The organism is Ruegeria sp. HKCCD6428, assembly GCF_013110595.1.
Classification (GTDB): Bacteria; Pseudomonadota; Alphaproteobacteria; order Rhodobacterales; family Rhodobacteraceae; genus Ruegeria.
Map to the genome: position 1 here is coordinate 381,402 of NZ_WVQX01000003.1, position 16,485 is coordinate 397,886.

Sequence of the window (16,485 nt, forward strand, 5' to 3'; positions counted from 1 at the left end):
TCGCGGGCAAAAAACGGTATGCCCTGTAGCGGCTCAAGCCCCACGCTTGCGCCTTAGATCAGCGCCCATATGGCCCGAAACGCAGTGTTTCGTTTCAAATTACCGCCCTGCTTTACGGGTCGGCATCGCCCTTCGCCGCAGGTTGGAATTTGCCCAGAAGGTAAGCCCCATGAGAGAGCGCTAGCAGCGCTGTGAATGTGGCATCAGGTTCCGGGAAACTGGAAAGAATTGCCTCGTTCTGGGCAAATGCGGACAGAAAGACATTCGGCAAAAGCGCCGAAATCGAACCCACGAGCCAAGCGGTGTATGTAAATAGCAAAATTGCGGTGATAGCCACGTTCTGTACGCGGGTGATCGCCAAATGGTCAGCTTTGCCTAACTGTTCGGATGTTATCAAATCAATAAGCCGCGCATCTTCTTCCGAGTTTTGGTTGTCCAAGGCGCGGACTTCAAAATTTTTCCCGGTTGCATCGGTGGCGGCACCGAAATGCTCTTCCCAGCCTTCAGGCGCGTTGCCCTTGATCAGGGAAGAGGCAAAAGGAGCTCCGACTGTGATCCCCATCACAGCCCATGTCCAGGCCGGCAATGCAGGCAGCAAGGAAACATCAGCAGTCCCAAACCCGGGCCGGGAACCGATGTTGAACGAGGCGTATACGGCATAGCTGGATAACAGCACGATTGACCAGGCGGTGATTTGCGATAGAGACAGTGAAATTCGGTTTTGATCGCTGATGACCAACCCACACCATCGCCCGCTGATCCCATACCCGAAGGCGCAAACCAAAAGAACAAGTGAAACCATCGATAAATATGCATAGGCCGCAAGCGATAGTGCGCCGGATTCATTGATGTCTTTGCTGGTCAGCCGCGCGAAGCTCAGTAGACTCTCTAATCCGACGGCTGCCCGATTGAAGAATCCGCCCCATGACTCTGACGTGAGGTCTTCTTTGGTATCGGCCAGCAACAAAGCTTCTCTCCAGACTGCGTTGCAGGCTGGTGTAAGGCCGCTGACTTCCTTTTCTTCGCTAGGAGCCATCGCGGTGATGCATTTTGCGTAACTGTCTATGTCCAGTACGTTCGCTTTACACAAACCACCCAAGTCGGGGCCTTTGGCGCTGCCTTTTGGTGGCTTGCACTTTTTTTGTAGCGCAGCCCTCAAGTTGCTCCAATTTTCAGGTTTTTCTTTCTGAACATCTTGTGCCTCGGCATCCGAAATCTGATTTCGGGCGACTCCAATCAAATCTCCCGTTGCATAGACAGCCGACATCGAAAAGACCAGCAAGATCAAACCAATCGCTCCAAAGGCAAGAGCAGGAAGTATCTTGGCTTTGCTCTTGGGTTTCAGATATCGCGGATTTGCGATCGCCGATGTCACCAAGGGGAGGTCCTTGGGGCGTTCGTCAAATTCAAAGTAGCCGATGCGGTGCGCGTTTTCTTTTGAAGTGAAAATCGATTTTGGCTTTTTCCCTTCGAGGGCGGTTGGCCGAAGTCGAGGTCCGTACAGCTTTTTTGATAGCTTTATTGGCTTATCATTCGCATTCACAGGCCAAAATGCGATTGCGTTCGGTAACGGCACAAGATGTGGGCTTTCCGCGATACCAGCCTGAACGGCTGTTTCCATGCTTTTGCGTCGCGCCAGTTCCTCGCTATTCTCAACTGATAAATTGCGGCGTGGGTGGCGCTTCAATTCGTTGTGTGACGAGCGCAGCAGCATATTTGCCAGGACGGACTGAAAACGCTTTAGTTCATCCGGGTCTGTGTCAGTTTGCAAAAACTCGGAATAAGACCAGACAATCTGTTCAATTGATGATTTGGTGTCAATAATATCCAGCGTTTCCATGAAAAACCGGGTCCAAAAAAGGCTCAAATAAGCGAAGGGTGTTTTTTGAGCAAAACCCCTTCTTTCGAAAAGTTAAGTGTAGCTTAACACGTAGAAAGTGTATGCCAACCCCATTTTGGCCTCTGTGCAATTCACCTTGAGTGGTTTGCCGGGCTAGGCGAAGGATCAGAATGTCTCGTTCATGTTGTAGTGTCGGTTCAGTCCACCCGCAGGATTTTTCATCTTGATATCACGAAAACACTCTTCTCAGAATGTTTGGTAAGCCATTCTGCGCTGTTTCAATTCTTTCACTGAATAAGCCGCACCTAAATCCCTGAAACTGCCATCACTTCCTAACAATTCCTTCCGGCTTGCATCGTATAATTCCCATAACTGATCCCCCGTTTCCCAACTATAGGAGCGGACCAAATTACGGGGGAGGATCAGCTTTGGAGGAGTAAAACGATTAAACATCAATAACGCGCATGTCCCCAATACTTGGGTGACATGTGTGCAATCGAAGTGCTGATAGTTTCCGCCTACGCCGGTCACGGCGCGTAAGGGCCGTTATGTTAAATCGTGTGGTCACGGCGCAGGCTTCTTCGCGTTCGCTGATCACACGTGTTTGCTTGCCGCTGATGTGTGCACAGAAATCTGAGGTAGCATACGGCAGATAACCAGGCAGAGCGACGACAACGTCAGGATTGGACGCCTGAATTTTCTGAATGGTCGGTGCGTAGTCGGTCACTGACAGCGCCAGATAGTCCTCGCCCACAACCTCAGCGCCCAGCTGCTTGGCATACTCGCGGACCCAGTGGCCGGAGATGGTGCCGAAGTTGTAGTCGGGGGCCATTATGTAGATACGGGGACCGTAGTTCTCGACCGCCCATTCCATCAAAACGCTGAGTTGCTGAGAGGCAGAAGAACCTGTCACGAAGGTCTGCTTGTCACACGCGCCGCCTTCATAGAGCGAGGAATAGAAATAGGGGATGTTTGCCTCGCGGAAGATCGGACGGATCGCCTCACGGGAAGAACTTGTCAAACCCGCGAACATCGCCGCGATGCCATCTCTCAGAACCGCCGTCTGCGCGAATTGCGTATACTTCGAAAGTTCGGACTGAGCATCGTAGCCGACGACCACGACCTCTTCTCCGTTGACGCCACCCGCTGCGTTGACACTTGCAATCGCCAGATCAAGTGCATTGTCCTGCTAAATGCCGTAGATGTTCAGGCCACCAGTAAGGTCGAAGATCGCTCCGACCTTAACCTCGGCAAAAGCGGCAGTAGAAGTCAGCGTCATAGCGGACACAAGGCTGACTGTGCCTAGAAGATTTTTCATAAGAGTAAGCTCCCTGATATGAGTCAGTCTGAACGCTGATCAATGCGAGAAGCTTGGTGTTAGGAATCAAAAAGCGACCCAAATGGGCGTCAACGTCCAGCCGAGTCGCTTGGTGATTTTGTGTGCATCGTCGCACGGCCATTAGCAAAACGTTCAAGTTTGCCATTGTCAAGAGTTTCCTAATCGGAAGCGTTCGCACCCAAAAATACAGGCAGATTTCATGACTGCAGGGTCGCAAAGAATCGAATCATCACTCAAGAAGTGCACGTTCGTTTCCTTCGCAGCATCCGTAGCTTAGGCTCACACCGGTCGTTCACTGCGAAAGCAACTGCCCATGGCAATGGAACGGCAGTAGCGCGGACAAGGCGCTCTTTCGCTGCAGTTGTGCCAAAGGCTGCTTGTTAAACGATCTGGACCTACGCTCAACAGGCGAAATAACCGGCTAGGTCGACAAGCCAAGGTCAGGCAATTGCTCCAGTTCCATCTGCCAGACTGGCCACACTCGGCTTCTATCGAAAATGTCGGCGATGGCGGACATTGAAAGTGCCGGAAACAAAGTGTGCGCAGATGCGATGTGCTGTTGCGCAACCTGCCTCTTGCCTCGCCGCAGTTCTGCTAAAGCGAGAAACAGGCTTGGCCACCAATTCGCACCAACAGCGCCCGCTGACCTTTCCAAAGTGGAAATGCCAGGTTGGACGTCTGATGTATCATGCAGCATTTGACCAATACCCAGGAAGAAAAGGTGTCCAGCTCGAAACTTCGACGATTGCGCCAGCTCCAACGTCCGTTCCGCGTTCGAGACCGCGTGCAAAGCTTCGGGATCGTGCGTCCGAGCCCAATCTGGCGCCGCAAATGTGTACGCAATCGACCTTCCATGCGGTGCGCCCCAGGCATTTGGATTCAAGCGTTCAACTTGCGCTGCCGCTTCAAGCGCGGCTTCGGTTTTGCCCATTATGCCGTTCACACTGGCCAACATGACATAGCCACCTGGCATTTTGGGGTCCATCCGAACGACGTCCGTGGCAACTTGCAATGCCGCCGCGAGCGTTTCGTGTACGGGCCACGCACCGCTCATGGCCTTGCGGTAGCCCACAAAAGACTTCTGTATATGGGCCGATGGGTTCCTTGGTTCGAGCGCAACCGCCCGCGTGAGCATGGCGTCCGCTTCCTCAAATGCCTCAGATTGGCCCGATGACATCAGATCATTGGCGCGCGCACTGAGCTCGGCCGCGTTCAACTGTTCTGGCGGGCGCATCTGGATTTGCATTTTTTCGTGCGCGTCGATCTCTGCGCTGATCCGCAGAGCAAGCGCCAAACCAAGCTCATCTGCTAGTTCGAACTCATCGATGACGACCCGATCAAACCGTTCGCTCCAAAGCCGCCGCCTATCCTGTCGAACGTAAAGGTGGACTGCGAGGCGTATCCGATCTCCGGACCGGCGCAATATAGCGTTCAAGACATATTTCGAAGGTGCGCCCTCGTTTTCCGGTCGAAGGACATGCAGCCAGTGGTACTTCTCGAGCTCGATTGCGGTTGCTTCCGCGATCTCTGGGGCAAGGGTGTCGAGTGATGCCTTTTCGACGAAATTCTCGAGTCGGATAGAAATTAGCTCAGATGTCAGCTCGGTCGGGGGAATGCCGCCAAACGCCCAGACCTTCACCGGCTCTGCAATGTTCTTAAGCACCCGCGCTCCCGCATTCTCAAACGACACTTGCAGGTCTTTGGACAGGTTTGCGAACACGGCATGTGAAATGGCGATGCCGCGCGGTTTTGCGAGCGCCTCGAGCCGCGACGCGATATTGACGCCGGTCCCAAAGACATCTTCATCCACAAAGCTAGCCGGTCCTTGGTGAATACCTATGCGCAGTGCTGGGGCACCTTCATTGGCCAACAGTTTTTGAATCTTGAGTGCTGAAGCGCACGCGTCCGAGCATCCATCGAACGCGGCCAGCCACCCATCCCCAAGACGTTTCACAACCACGCCGCGGCCCACTGTGATGCATGGCTCGACGATATCGTCGCGGACGTTTCTCAGGGCGTCCAACGCGACACTGTGATCCTCATCCATCATCCGCGAATATCCAACGATGTCCGCCGCCAAAATGACGGTTTTTCGCTCTGAAGAACCCATCTGAAACCATCCATAATTGCCGTCACACGTCCGATGCGAGTCCAGTCCGTGCATAGCATGTAACCTAAAGCAACTGACCATGAATGCGGGCGTTCGTACAGAGTGCAGTATCCGGCATATTGGGCTCCTCGGCCGAAATCGGTGGAAGCGCAGCATCTAGGAGTAGGCGCTCTCCACCCAACCCGCTCGCGGCCCATACCGGCCTTTCACCGCGCCTTCGAGATTCTACGGTCGCAGCCCGCTTTCCTGCCATTCGCCGCGCCTGCAAAATTCGGCGATGGCCGAACTTACACTGTGCAGGACCGAGACGCCATATTTCCAAGAAGTAGAAGGTCAGGTTTTTCCGGTCAGGTCGGCTTCTGCCGAGTCGTCAAAAGTAAACTCGGCCCTGGTGAGGAACGGCGCCATAGCTGCAAGTTTTCTCAATTCCGCAAGCGATGAATACAACGGCGTTGACGGATCAATTCTCGCTTTCGCACGGCTTCTGAAGAATTTCGCGTACTCTTCCACATAGACACGGTCCTTTGGCGGCATGTCCGCGAGATGGTTCGTCAGGAAGTTGTCATAGTGGTGAACCGCTTCCGCAAACCTGTCATGCCGATGCTGCGCCATTGCACGAAATAGTTCTGCCTTGGCCATTAAATATGGTTGCGCTTGGAACCCGTCCAGGCGGTCAAGAACGGCCGAGTAATCTCCTGCCTGCATGGACTTCACCGCCTTGTGAAAAATCCCAGCAGCCGTGATATTGCGGATGAGTTTCACAGGTCAGCCCTATCAACTGCGCCCCTGGCGTCTCCGAAATACATTATTCCCCAAGCTCCCGGATTTCCCGCTGAATCGACCATTCGATCAGCTCAGCCCAAAGCTTGCGTGCGAGGTCCGGGTCCAGACCCTGTTCGGACGCGGTTGAGCCGACCTTGTCCAGCACTTCAGCCACCCGGTCCGTCGTGCGCGCCGGCAGGCCTTCGGTTTTCTTGAGGTCCACGGCCCGGTCGATATAGCGGTTCCGGGTGACCAGCAGCCTTATGAGGTCTACGTCGATCGCATCGATTTGCGCGCGGAGATCAACCATGTTCTGGCAGGCATTGGGCGTGAGAAGGTTCGTCATGTTTTGAATTCCTTTGGTAGTTTTGAATTTAGCCCAGAAGTTCGCAGAGGAGCCTCACGGCCCGCTCAGATCGTTCCTGGCAAAAGGTCTCCGATGGCTGCGGGAGGCGACCAATGACGCGCCTGATCTGCTGATCGCCAATTAGCAGATCGAGGTATAGCGCCACGGCCTCTCCGGATTGTTCAAAGCTGAGCGCGCCTTCTTCCCGGGCGCGCAGAAGCACCCTTTCGAGAAGCGGGAATATCGCCTCACGTCCCGCCTTTGACAGTGTTGCACCCAGTTCACCACTGCTATCCGCCGCCGCCGCCCGGTTCAGCGCTACGGCCCTGTCACCTGTGAGCAGATCTAGCAGTTTCGGTCCGAGCGTGCCGAGAATGGAAATCGCGTCGTGATCGGTCTTCAGTTCGGATTCAAGGTACTCTTTCACTTCTTCTGCATTGCGCGTGACGAGCGCCTGAAACAGGCCTTGTTTGTCGCCGTACCAGTTGTAGAGCGTCTCGTTCGAAGCCCGCGCCTGCTTCGCGATGCCCAGCATCGACGTTCCGCCATAGCCCTTGGCCTCAAGCACCTCATAAGCTGCCGCCTCGATTTGTTGTTGGCGCAGTGATCTTTTTTCTTTGCGCATGCCAGTCTCCCGCGTGTTGACAACATCCGTAACTGATATTACGGATATACACAACCGTAACTGCAATTACGCTTTTGGAGAAAAGAATGACCCATCATGACCGCCAGGCCCATGCAGCCCTGACCACACTGATCCTGCTGCAAATCATCATGCTGTCGGCACTCTATGCGGGCATAAGGCCACACCCGCCTGTAGCGACGCCCCTATTTGGTATCGCCCCGTATCTTGGTGCCGCCGTGTCTATTGCCGTGGCCGCGATGATTGTGCAGCCGCTCGCAACCACCACCGGGCGCGTCCTAAGCGTAGTGGCGGCGCTGATGGCCCTAGTATCGTTCGGACCGCAAAAATACTTCGACGCGCAGTTTGCCCTGATATGGCCCGCTGTGATCCTCGGCCAACTCGCGGCGCTGGTGATCTTTGTTCGCGTCATAGCGTCCCGTCAAAAGGAAGAGACAGCCCAACACGCAGCCGCATCTGCAGGACAAGCTTGATGGCTCGCATTCTCATGCCAATGTCAATGCTCTCACTCCTGAGCACCGGCGCCATTTTCGGGTTCTTCTATGCTTGGGTCTGCTCGACCATGTGGGGCCTGGACGCAACCGACCCTCGTGTTGCGATCAACGCGATGCAGGCGATGAATGCCTCTGTTCGCAACCCTGTCTTTTTTCCGGCGTTCTTTCTGACACCGATCTTTCTAACGCTGACCGCGTTTGTCGCGGTCCGCCTAGACAGTACAAGGTCAGCTGTCCTCTTCGCAGCAAGTGTCGCGATCTATGTCACCGGGGCATTTCTGGTCACGGCCTTGGTCAACGTGCCGATGAATGAAGCCCTTGCGCAAGTGACCGTGCCAGCAGACAGCGGCGCGGCAGCCGACCTGTGGCAGGACTATTCGGCGCCGTGGCAGTTCTGGAACACGATCAGAACTTTCGCCAGCGGGCTTGCCCTGCTCCTAACCGGCCTCGCCATCCATTCCCTGAAACCGGAGACGACATGATGGAAATCTCACTTTTGACCTTCGCCCTATTGGCCCTGGTGGTCGTGATGACACCCGGACCGACGGTTCTGTTGGCATTGTCCAACGGGTCGCGGTTTGGCCTTACGGCAGCAGGCTATGGAATCGCAGGCGCGGCATTTTCTGACGGCGTTCTCATCGCGGCGGCCGGTCTGGGGCTGGGAGCAATACTTGCTACATCCGCGGTTCTGTTCAACGTCGTGAAGTGGGTCGGTGTCGCCTATCTGGTGTGGCTTGGCGTTCAGATGCTTCGGTCCTCGGGGGAGCTGGGATCTGTTCCATCGCGACCAAATGGACAAAACTCAGGCGCGTCGCGGCACCGGTTGAACTTGTTTCGCAAAAGCTTTCTGATCGCCGTCACAAACCCTAAGGGCTACTTGTTCTTCACTGCGTTCCTGCCGCAATTCCTTAACTCATACGAACCGCTTCTGGCGCAATACGCCATGCTCGCTCTTGTCTTCATCGGCGTCGACGTAGCCGTGATGGCAGCCTATGCTGGACTTGGTTCAAAGGCGATGCAGTTTTTGAGCGACCGGGGTGCACTGTGGATCGACCGGACCTGCGGCGGGCTGCTCATTACCCTTGGCTGCGCCCTGGCATTTCTCCGACGCAGTGATGTGTAATTCGCTATTCGATCCACGCTTTGCTGACATTCGGGCAATGTACAGCATCCAGTTTTTTGAGCTTGTTGCTAACGTTAGATTGTATGCAGCATGTTCGAGGAACCGAACGCTACCACTTGGCAGGGACGGCCCGTTCCTGCCATTCACTGACCAGTCAAGATGCTGCGGTCGCAGCCCGCATTCCGGCCGTTCGCTGCAGTCACAAAAGCTGGCGTCGGCGGAACTCACAGATCGAGGACAAAGCGGACGTCCACCGGGTCCGTTTGTGAAGGCCCAACAACTATGGTCGGCGTGTGTGATTCCTAAATTTGAAACAACCGTACTGCCAAATCAAAACCGAACACTTAGGTTTGCACCTAGGCCATGTTCTTGGCCATTGGAGCGAACAGAATAGCCATATCCTGCCGTTAGTCTGGCCTGCTCAGATATTTGATAGCCCAGTCCTAACCCAAGCACGAAGCCGTTTGCTCCTCGGTTTTGTCCGACTTGTGTAAACGTTCCAAATAAGGGGCTTGTAACTGTGATTTCGTGCTCACTGTCTTTGTTGGCAAAGAAGTCGTATTCGTATCGAGCAAAGGCGATTGGGGTGAGTAGCCCGTTGTCCGTCAAGAAGTCTTGTTGATAGTCAATCCCAATTGAAGCGACCAGAGACTCTGCGTTCGCTTTTTCAATCGAGTAGTTGAAATCACCACCGCCGGTCTCTGTGCCTGAACCTTGTTGAATACGCCCGTAGTTCAATCCAAAAACCGTAGAAACCCTTGTACCGCTATCCAGGCTAAACAACTTCCGTGCCTGGATACCAGCGTGGATGCCCTCTTGGTCCAAATCCGACTTTGCCTCGCCTCCCGTAAAACCATCAACAGAAGGGTTGTTCCGTTTGGCGTCCGTTTCACCGAACATGTAACCGATCAGCCCTGAGAACTCCCACGTTCCGGTTGTTGTACGCCCATAGACGCCTACGTGATAGCTGTCGGTCGAAAAGTCCTGATCGACTTGATCGTGCTCATCCATGGAGGACGTTCCGAAACCTGCATACACGCCGACCACACCTCTATTGGTACTTGCGACATCCGCTCCGACCAAAATGGTGCCCAGCGAATAGTCGAATGTCCCGAGGCCGTTACTTCCATCAACGTCCCCGCTCACATAGGCCGTGTCGATCCACCAACGCCGATCTGAGCAGTCTATTGCGCCGCTAGGGCTCTGGGCCAAGTCGATATCGCCTGCTGCAACGGGTTGATCCTCATTGCTGAAGCCAACTGCTTGATACTTGCGGCAGTCAGCGTGGCTCAGCACGGTGTTGGTTATCAGGTCAAGTTGCTCCAGACCAACGGTCAAATTGGAGGAATATGGTTCTGCGTGCACACGATTAAACCCAGCCAAACCTGAATTGGTAAGCGTGTTAACGGCATTGCCCAAATTTGTGCCGTTGGTCAGGTTGGTTCCAGGCGACGTGTTTGTGGTGTTGGCCACCGCACCAGCAAGGTTGCTTGCATTGGGCGATCCAACAACTGATGGATGTTGCGGTAAACTCGAAACGGGGAGGGTCGAAAACGCTATGTCGATTCTACCGTCCGCGGTTGGTGTGTTTGAGATACTCAGACTGGATAGGGCGGGCAGAGATCCCCCGGCAACAAGAGTTGGAGAGTTTCCATCGAAACTCGAGGCTTGAAAAACCGTGTAGTCGTTGCCAGCAGCATAGTCCTGCGCAGTCAGGCCGGGACGAGCGGCTTCGACTTGTATGGTAGCGCGGTTAATCCCCGTCACTGGCCCGCTGGATGAAACCAAGTCGGCTTTCTGCCCGGCCGTCGGATCGACTTCACTTAAGATCCTTGACCCAGCTTCAAAGGCGATTCCGCCACTATTGTTGAGCGTACCAATTGAAAAGCCCGGCGAAAGCACCCCTCCGTTCTTAACCGTGAAGTTGAATGCGTTCACGGTTCCCGTTCCGGCCAGCGTGCCAAAATTCTCAAAGTTTACGGTGTTCAAACTGCTTGCCGCATCAAGCCGAACAGTCGTGCCAGCGGCTATCGCCATGTCACTGGTTGAAGAAATCGAACTATTCGTCAGTGTGAAATCAGAAGCCTCAGCAACCCGGGTTTGGATATAGTACGCCCCGAAAACCACTTCGGTAGCCCCCATAACGGTAAGGTTGTCGTACGTTAACGGTCGGTCTGACTGGAAGTAAACTTCAGTGGGGTCGATATTCGCGCCGTTGAACGGAACGAACGTCATTGATCTGCCGGAACCAATCGAAGTTCCAATGAGGTTCACTCTGAGCTTCCCGTTGATGTTTGTTGCCAACGCTTCCCGGGATACAAAGTCTCCGCTGCCTGCGGCGACATCAACATTCAGAAGAGTTAAAACTGAAGCATTGCTTGGAACGGTATTTTGGCCCGGAACATACAACTCAATTTCACCTGAGGACGTAATTGAGGAGTTGCCAATTGTAAGTCCTGTAATGGGTCCGTTTGGGATCGGCAGACACGTGCGTTCCGTCGTTGAGATTGTTTGATTAACGCGAGTGCTTTCAGATCCAGAAGCATACTCTATTCGAGGAGACCCCAATTCTACGCAGGCCTGTGAGCTTTGGGCTTGTACTTTGGTTGGCGACATCAAATAAGCTAAAATTACGAATGCGATATTCGCCAGAGTGATGAGCTGAGCAATTCGACTTAGTGGGAATGGCCTATTGTTTGTCACCAACTTTCTCCTCTCGCAACACAAGCGAAGCTACCTTAACTTAGGACTTGATAAACAAAGTTTATCTTTTTGGATTTTTTGTTGTGGCATATGAGCAAACTCACAACACGGGAAGGTCTGCCCAATGCAGACCTGCTCGTGCAATTACTGCGAGGCAAGACAAGCCGGGTTTTGCATTCCGACCATACGCACCTTTGCGTAGAAGCCGTGGCAAAAGGTCCAGCCTTGAAACGATTTTCCCGAGCTTGACGGGCGCTGAACAGCGCCATTGAGTATAGGCATGGATCATTGGATTTCGGAGTCGATAGCTAAGATCAATGCAGATGCTTACCGCTCTGCCGATACGCACCTTTTCAAGCTAGTAGGCCAAAACTTCTGGACCGAGATTGATCTTATCGAGGGCGCGTCCCTTATTCAGAAACTCGACGAAACCAATTTGAATTTTGAGTTTCAGAGTTTGCCAATTTTCGACAAGATCTGAAAGCTGGTTGACTGAAACCAAGAGAATGAAACAATAAACTGAGCAATGACACGGAGTACGAAGATACTGTTGGCGCTCACCGTATTGACGGTCGGGTTATGCATGTTCCTAGCGGGACGTGCGGTCGAACGTTACCAATATGAGGAGGCCTGCCTAGACTTGGGCGGAGGTCGCCATCCTGGAGATTACCCGATTTGCGTTTTGGAACAGCGTTCTAACTGACGGACGCGTCTCAGTCACGCGGTGATTGGAACAACGAAACTACGAGCACAACGACGCCAATTGCTGCGAGAATGAAAGTCAGCGGCAAAAAGAAGCTTTCTTGCAGAACGCCGTCTGGGTCGACACCGCCATAAAACAGGTGCTCTGAAAGCCCACTTAGTGCTGCAAGGAAAAGGATGACGATACCAAAAAGGCGAAGTTTGGTCATGTCAGGTCTCCAAGGGAATGGGCCAATAGTTAGCATCGTTTTTCATACCTGTGAATTGAGGAGCCTAGTTCTTCAATACCTTGATTGCATCGCAATCCAGCCGTAGGCGCGTATAATGCGAATATGACAAGAGATATTGAATCTAACGCTCAGACAATCTCTGATGCCATTGCCTCTGCCCAGCAGACATCTCCACTGTCTTCAGAGGCAGGGCAGCTAACGCTGGCTGACGCTTATTCGATTGCAAGTCGCGTCCGAGAACTTCAGGGCAAAAAGAGAGTTGGCCGGAAGGTCGGCTTCACGAACCGCGCGATTTGGCCTGTTTATGGTGTAGATCAACCCATTTGGGGAGAGGTCCACGCAGATGGGCTGTTTTCGACTGATCAGCCGGTAAACTTGGCAAGGTATTCAGAACCGAGAATCGAGCCAGAAATCGTACTAGGTCTTGGCTATACGCCGACGGCTGAAATGAACAATGAACAGTTGGCAGGTTGCGTGGAGTGGGTCGCTCCAGGGTTTGAAATCGTGCAATCGATTTATCCCGACTGGAAATTCTCAGTCGAAGATTCAATCGCAGCACAAGGATTGCACGGCTGCCTTGTTCTTGGCGACAAAATCGCGGCTACGCATGATGTCTTGACCGGCTTAGCCGAAGTGCCACTAGCATTGTTCAAGGGCGCCGAGGCCATCGAGTCCGGCAAAGGTGAAAACGCGCTTGGAGGCCCAATTGAAGTCCTGGCTCATCTTGTGTCTCTGCTCTCCGAAGCCGACCAGCTTCAGGGAGGCGAGCTGGTTACAACCGGGACTTTGACAGACGCCTGGCCAGTGTCTCCAGGTGAAGAATGGTCAGCTGGTTTTGGTGGCGTGATGGACGCCGAGCTATCGGTACGATTTTTATGAGGCTTTGGTAGATTTGTGACGCCGACTGAACCAATGAAGAGTTACTCTCAATAGCTGGCCACGATGGTCTTCCACTGATTTCATCAATTCTGGGATGCAAATTGCACGATGCTATCCAAATCAGATTACATGATGTTTCTCAGGCACCCCGCCTGGCTATGGATCAAGAAGTACGCCAGGCATCTGTTGCCGCCGATTGGCCTCTCACCAAAGTCAATCACACAATGCAGTCTTGTCACACGTTCGGTTGGTTGATCATTACAGATTCTTCCCGTTTGGCTCCTTGCGATAAGCTAGCGAAAGCTCAGCAGCGGCGACTTGATGTTTTCAAAATTCGGGGCACCGAACTTGAAACTTTTTAAAGCTCGCTTCTTTTAGAGCAGCGCCAGGACAACAACCGCATTGGGCTGAGGGTGTGTGTGATGACTCCGGCTCACGAGCTCTCTCGTAGCGCTCGTTTTCGGCACCTGTGCGAAAGCTCTCTCAGTAGCGCGAGAAAGCGTACGCAGAGGGTGTTCTTGGCTTAAATCACCAGAACGCCAGAGTTTTCACACAACCTCGGCTGGAAGCAACAGATTTACAAGCTTCACAAGAACCACGACCATGGCACGAGACCAATCAAGAATTTGCCCGGTAGGCAATTACCTTCGAGGTCCAGAATCAAAGGATGGCTACTGCGCCCAAAGCTTTGGGCCAAAGATGCAAATCTTTAGGCTAAATGCAAAGCTATACGCGCACCTACAACCGGTGTAGGTGCGCCCATAACGCTGCATTCCTAACATTGATTTTAATCAGAAATTCTGGTGGTTTTCGCCCATAATTTTGCGCAGCATTTGCGCATAAGTCTGCACGATTTGCCCATAAGTTTGCACGGTTCACTATACACGCTCAAACTTCGATTGTTGTAGCGCAATTCCATCAACTTTAACGCATCAAAACTCAATCAAAAGTGCATTCTGACTAGTAAAGTTCAACCCAAAACCGAAGAACACAGCTCAATTGAGAGGTCGCGGCAGATCCCTTTCAATGTAGCGCGGCTCGGTCTGCCTCGAATGTCCCCTCACCGTGGCTCAACCAACGGTTCAAAGTTGCATAGACATTTCGTGCCAAGTCATTCCTCCATGATCAGAGGTTGATGGACGAAGATAGTTGTACCCAAATCTCTGATAAAGCGGAACGTGATGCTCTTTGCACATAAGGTAGATCGCGGATTTGCCCATTTTTCTCATGCGGCCGACGAATTCAGTCATCAATGCCCGCGATAGGCCTTTTCCTTGATGCGCCGGATCCACGACGACAGACATAATAACGACATTTGGCGCGCCGGGGTCATGCCCTACAAGTTCTTTGAATTCCTCGTCAGACATTTCAACGTTGTACGCACATCCGCAATTCACAAAGCCGACGATCTCGCCTTCGACCTCAAGAACAAGGAAACCATCGGGATAGACCTCGATTCTCTTTGCTATCTTTTCGAGGGTAGCCGCTTCGTCGCCTTCATAGGCATCAGTCTCGATCTCAAAGCATCGAATTGCATCAGAGGGTTGGGCGTTTCGAATTCGGCTCATGCATTTACACTATGAACGATAGGTCAAGTTGTATAGCCGCCGTTGGTTCTGCTCGCACCATTGCTCAATCTGCGCGCGGTGCAGCCTTTCTCTGCACACATCCCTCGCGGCAGCATTGCGGGCAATGTTGCCCAAGGCGCGAACACATGCTTTTCATTCCATAACAACGCAGCGCTCTTGACCGTACTCACTTGCACATCTAGTAAAACTGATCTGCCCGCTGGGACGACCCGGCCAAGCAAGGGCGTTTTTTTCAGGACGACCTGCCAAATTAGAGGTCGAACATGACAACTAAAGCCAAACAAGCCAGGAAACTGATCGAGGGTAGACCTGCCCTAGTCGTAATCGACATTCAAAAGAGCACGTTTATTGATGACAGCGAAGTACGCTCCATCGACAACATGCCGGGCTACAAAGATCGCATGATCGCTGCGCGTGATTTGGTTAACGCCGCGCATGAGAGCAAAGTGCCCGTCATCTTCGTTCAGGAAGTCCATCGTCCCGATCAGGTCGACTTCGGCAGGGAACTGGATGGTGACGAAGACATACACTGTCTCGAAGGTGATCCAAGAACGGAAATTGCAAAAGATGAGATGGGATATCGCAAAGGTGACTACATCGTACCGAAGCGACGGTATTCTGCATTTTTTGGCACCGATTTCGAAATCCTGCTGCGCGGTTTAAAGGTAGACACACTTTTGTTGTGCGGCGGGCTGACAGATGTTTGTGTGCACTACACATTCGTCGACGGCCACCAATCAGACTACTTCTGCCGCGTAGTAGAAGATTGCGTTGGCGGGTCATCTGTCCAAGCCCATGAAGCTGCTCTCAAAGCTATGGAGTATCTACAAACCGGCGCTGTTCAGAGCCGAGAAGCAGTGATCAACGCGATCACCTCGCTCTAAATTGCAATCGAACTGTTAGTAGCAGTTGGGGCGCACAATTATTTAGGGTGCACAAACGGGTGGAGATTTTTGTTGCTTGATCGCCTTGGACTTGCCCACTTGAAGCAGAAGATACCGACACTTTCAGTGCAAGCCTTTGAGTGTGCGACGATGGCCCTTCAAAACCTCGCTTGCATCGCAATCCAGCCGTCGGCGCGTATAATGCGAATATGACAAGAGATATTGAATCTAACGCTCAGACAATTGCTGATGCCCTGACCTCTGCCCAGCAGATACCTAAACTGTCTTCAGAGGCAGAACAGCTATCGCTGGATGACGCATATTCGATTGCTAGTCGTGTCCGCGAGATTCTGGGCAAAGAAAGAGTCGGCCGAAAAGTCGGCTTCACGAACCGCACGATTTGGCCTGTTTACGGTGTGGATCAACCCATTTGGGGAGAGGTCCACTCAGATGGGCTGTTTTCGACTGATCAGCCGGTAAACTTGGCAAGTTATTCAGAACCGAGAATCGAGCCAGAAATCGTACTGGGCCTTAAACATGCACCAACAGCTGAAATGAACAATGAGCAGTTGGCAGGTTGCGTGGAATGGGTGGCCCCGGGATTTGAAATTGTTCAATCGATTTATCCCAACTGGAAATTCTCGGTCGAAGACTCAATCGCAGCACAAGGATTGCACGGCTGCCTTGTGCTTGGCGACAAAATCGCGGCTACGCATGATGTCTTGACCGGCTTAGCCGAAGTGCCACTAGCATTGTTCAAGGGCGCCGAGGCCATCGAGTCCGGCAAAGGTGAAAACGCGCTTGGAGGCCCAATTGAAGTCCTGGCTCATCTTGTGTCTCT

At 52.9% G+C, this 16,485-nt stretch carries 16 protein-coding genes; 6 read left to right on the forward strand and 10 right to left on the reverse strand.

Annotated features, from left to right (window positions below; genetic code table 11):
- Positions 1–112: 112 nt before the first annotated feature.
- The 7 genes from GS620_RS10505 to GS620_RS10530 all read right to left on the reverse strand — a co-directional run bounded on the left by GS620_RS10505 (position 113) and on the right by GS620_RS10530 (position 7,022).
- Positions 113–1,840: a hypothetical protein gene (locus GS620_RS10505; RefSeq protein ID WP_171615695.1), complete on the reverse strand. Its 1,728-nt coding sequence runs from the start codon at positions 1,838–1,840 to the stop codon at positions 113–115.
- Between the two features lie 445 nt (positions 1,841–2,285).
- Positions 2,286–3,011: an ABC transporter substrate-binding protein gene (locus GS620_RS10510; protein ID WP_216597884.1), complete on the reverse strand. Its 726-nt coding sequence runs from the start codon at positions 3,009–3,011 to the stop codon at positions 2,286–2,288.
- An 18-nt stretch (positions 3,012–3,029) separates the two neighbouring features.
- Positions 3,030–3,158 carry a hypothetical protein gene (locus GS620_RS22205; protein WP_256369210.1) on the reverse strand — a complete coding sequence of 43 codons (129 nt, stop codon included), beginning with the start codon at positions 3,156–3,158 and terminating at the stop codon, positions 3,030–3,032.
- A 442-nt stretch (positions 3,159–3,600) separates the two neighbouring features.
- Positions 3,601–5,289, reverse strand: coding sequence for an adenylate/guanylate cyclase domain-containing protein (locus tag GS620_RS10515; protein ID WP_171615697.1), 1,689 nt, complete (start codon positions 5,287–5,289; stop codon positions 3,601–3,603).
- A gap of 333 nt (positions 5,290–5,622) precedes the next feature.
- Complete coding sequence (locus tag GS620_RS10520; protein WP_171615699.1) at positions 5,623–6,051, reverse strand: hypothetical protein; 429 nt, start codon at positions 6,049–6,051, stop codon at positions 5,623–5,625.
- Positions 6,052–6,094: 43 nt separating this feature from the next.
- Entirely contained in the window at positions 6,095–6,397 is a 303-nt protein-coding gene (locus GS620_RS10525) for a chorismate mutase (RefSeq protein WP_171615701.1), read from the reverse strand.
- 28 nt (positions 6,398–6,425) lie between these two features.
- Positions 6,426–7,022: a TetR/AcrR family transcriptional regulator gene (locus GS620_RS10530; RefSeq protein ID WP_171615703.1), complete on the reverse strand. Its 597-nt coding sequence runs from the start codon at positions 7,020–7,022 to the stop codon at positions 6,426–6,428.
- Positions 7,023–7,108: 86 nt separating this feature from the next.
- Between GS620_RS10530 and GS620_RS10535 the strand changes: the two genes are divergently transcribed.
- Genes GS620_RS10535 through GS620_RS10545 form a run of 3 tightly spaced genes read left to right on the forward strand, consistent with a single transcriptional unit; the run spans position 7,109 to position 8,657 of the window.
- Positions 7,109–7,513 carry a hypothetical protein gene (locus tag GS620_RS10535; RefSeq protein WP_171615706.1) on the forward strand — a complete coding sequence of 135 codons (405 nt, stop codon included), beginning with the start codon at positions 7,109–7,111 and terminating at the stop codon, positions 7,511–7,513.
- Entirely contained in the window at positions 7,513–8,016 is a 504-nt protein-coding gene (locus tag GS620_RS10540) for a DUF1772 domain-containing protein (protein WP_171615708.1), read from the forward strand. The genes GS620_RS10535 and GS620_RS10540 overlap by 1 nt, the downstream gene beginning before the upstream one ends.
- Positions 8,013–8,657, forward strand: coding sequence for a LysE family translocator (locus GS620_RS10545; RefSeq protein ID WP_171615710.1), 645 nt, complete (start codon positions 8,013–8,015; stop codon positions 8,655–8,657). Before GS620_RS10540 ends, GS620_RS10545 begins: the two co-directional genes overlap by 4 nt.
- Positions 8,658–8,987: 330 nt before the next feature.
- Here GS620_RS10545 and GS620_RS10550 read toward each other — a convergent pair whose 3' ends face one another.
- Positions 8,988–11,066, reverse strand: a complete 2,079-nt coding sequence (locus GS620_RS10550; RefSeq protein ID WP_253283867.1) for an autotransporter outer membrane beta-barrel domain-containing protein — start codon at positions 11,064–11,066, stop codon at positions 8,988–8,990.
- 1,007 nt (positions 11,067–12,073) lie between these two features.
- Positions 12,074–12,271 (reverse strand): DUF3955 domain-containing protein, encoded by a 198-nt coding sequence (locus tag GS620_RS10555; protein ID WP_170617081.1) that lies wholly within the window; start codon positions 12,269–12,271, stop codon positions 12,074–12,076.
- Between the two features lie 123 nt (positions 12,272–12,394).
- Here GS620_RS10555 and GS620_RS10560 point away from each other — a divergent pair, with 123 nt between their 5' ends.
- The gene (locus tag GS620_RS10560; protein WP_171615718.1) at positions 12,395–13,171 is read left to right on the forward strand and encodes a 2-keto-4-pentenoate hydratase; all 777 of its coding nucleotides are present in this window, start codon (positions 12,395–12,397) and stop codon (positions 13,169–13,171) included.
- A gap of 1,082 nt (positions 13,172–14,253) precedes the next feature.
- Here GS620_RS10560 and GS620_RS10565 read toward each other — a convergent pair.
- Positions 14,254–14,739, reverse strand: coding sequence for a GNAT family N-acetyltransferase (locus GS620_RS10565; protein WP_171206354.1), 486 nt, complete (start codon positions 14,737–14,739; stop codon positions 14,254–14,256).
- A 284-nt stretch (positions 14,740–15,023) separates the two neighbouring features.
- On the opposite strand from GS620_RS10565, the gene GS620_RS10570 reads away from it, so the two are divergent.
- Positions 15,024–15,644 (forward strand): cysteine hydrolase, encoded by a 621-nt coding sequence (locus tag GS620_RS10570; RefSeq protein WP_171206355.1) that lies wholly within the window; start codon positions 15,024–15,026, stop codon positions 15,642–15,644.
- Positions 15,645–15,853: 209 nt separating this feature from the next.
- On the forward strand, positions 15,854–16,485 hold a 632-nt coding region (locus GS620_RS10575; protein WP_171615720.1), incomplete at its 3' end, for a 2-keto-4-pentenoate hydratase.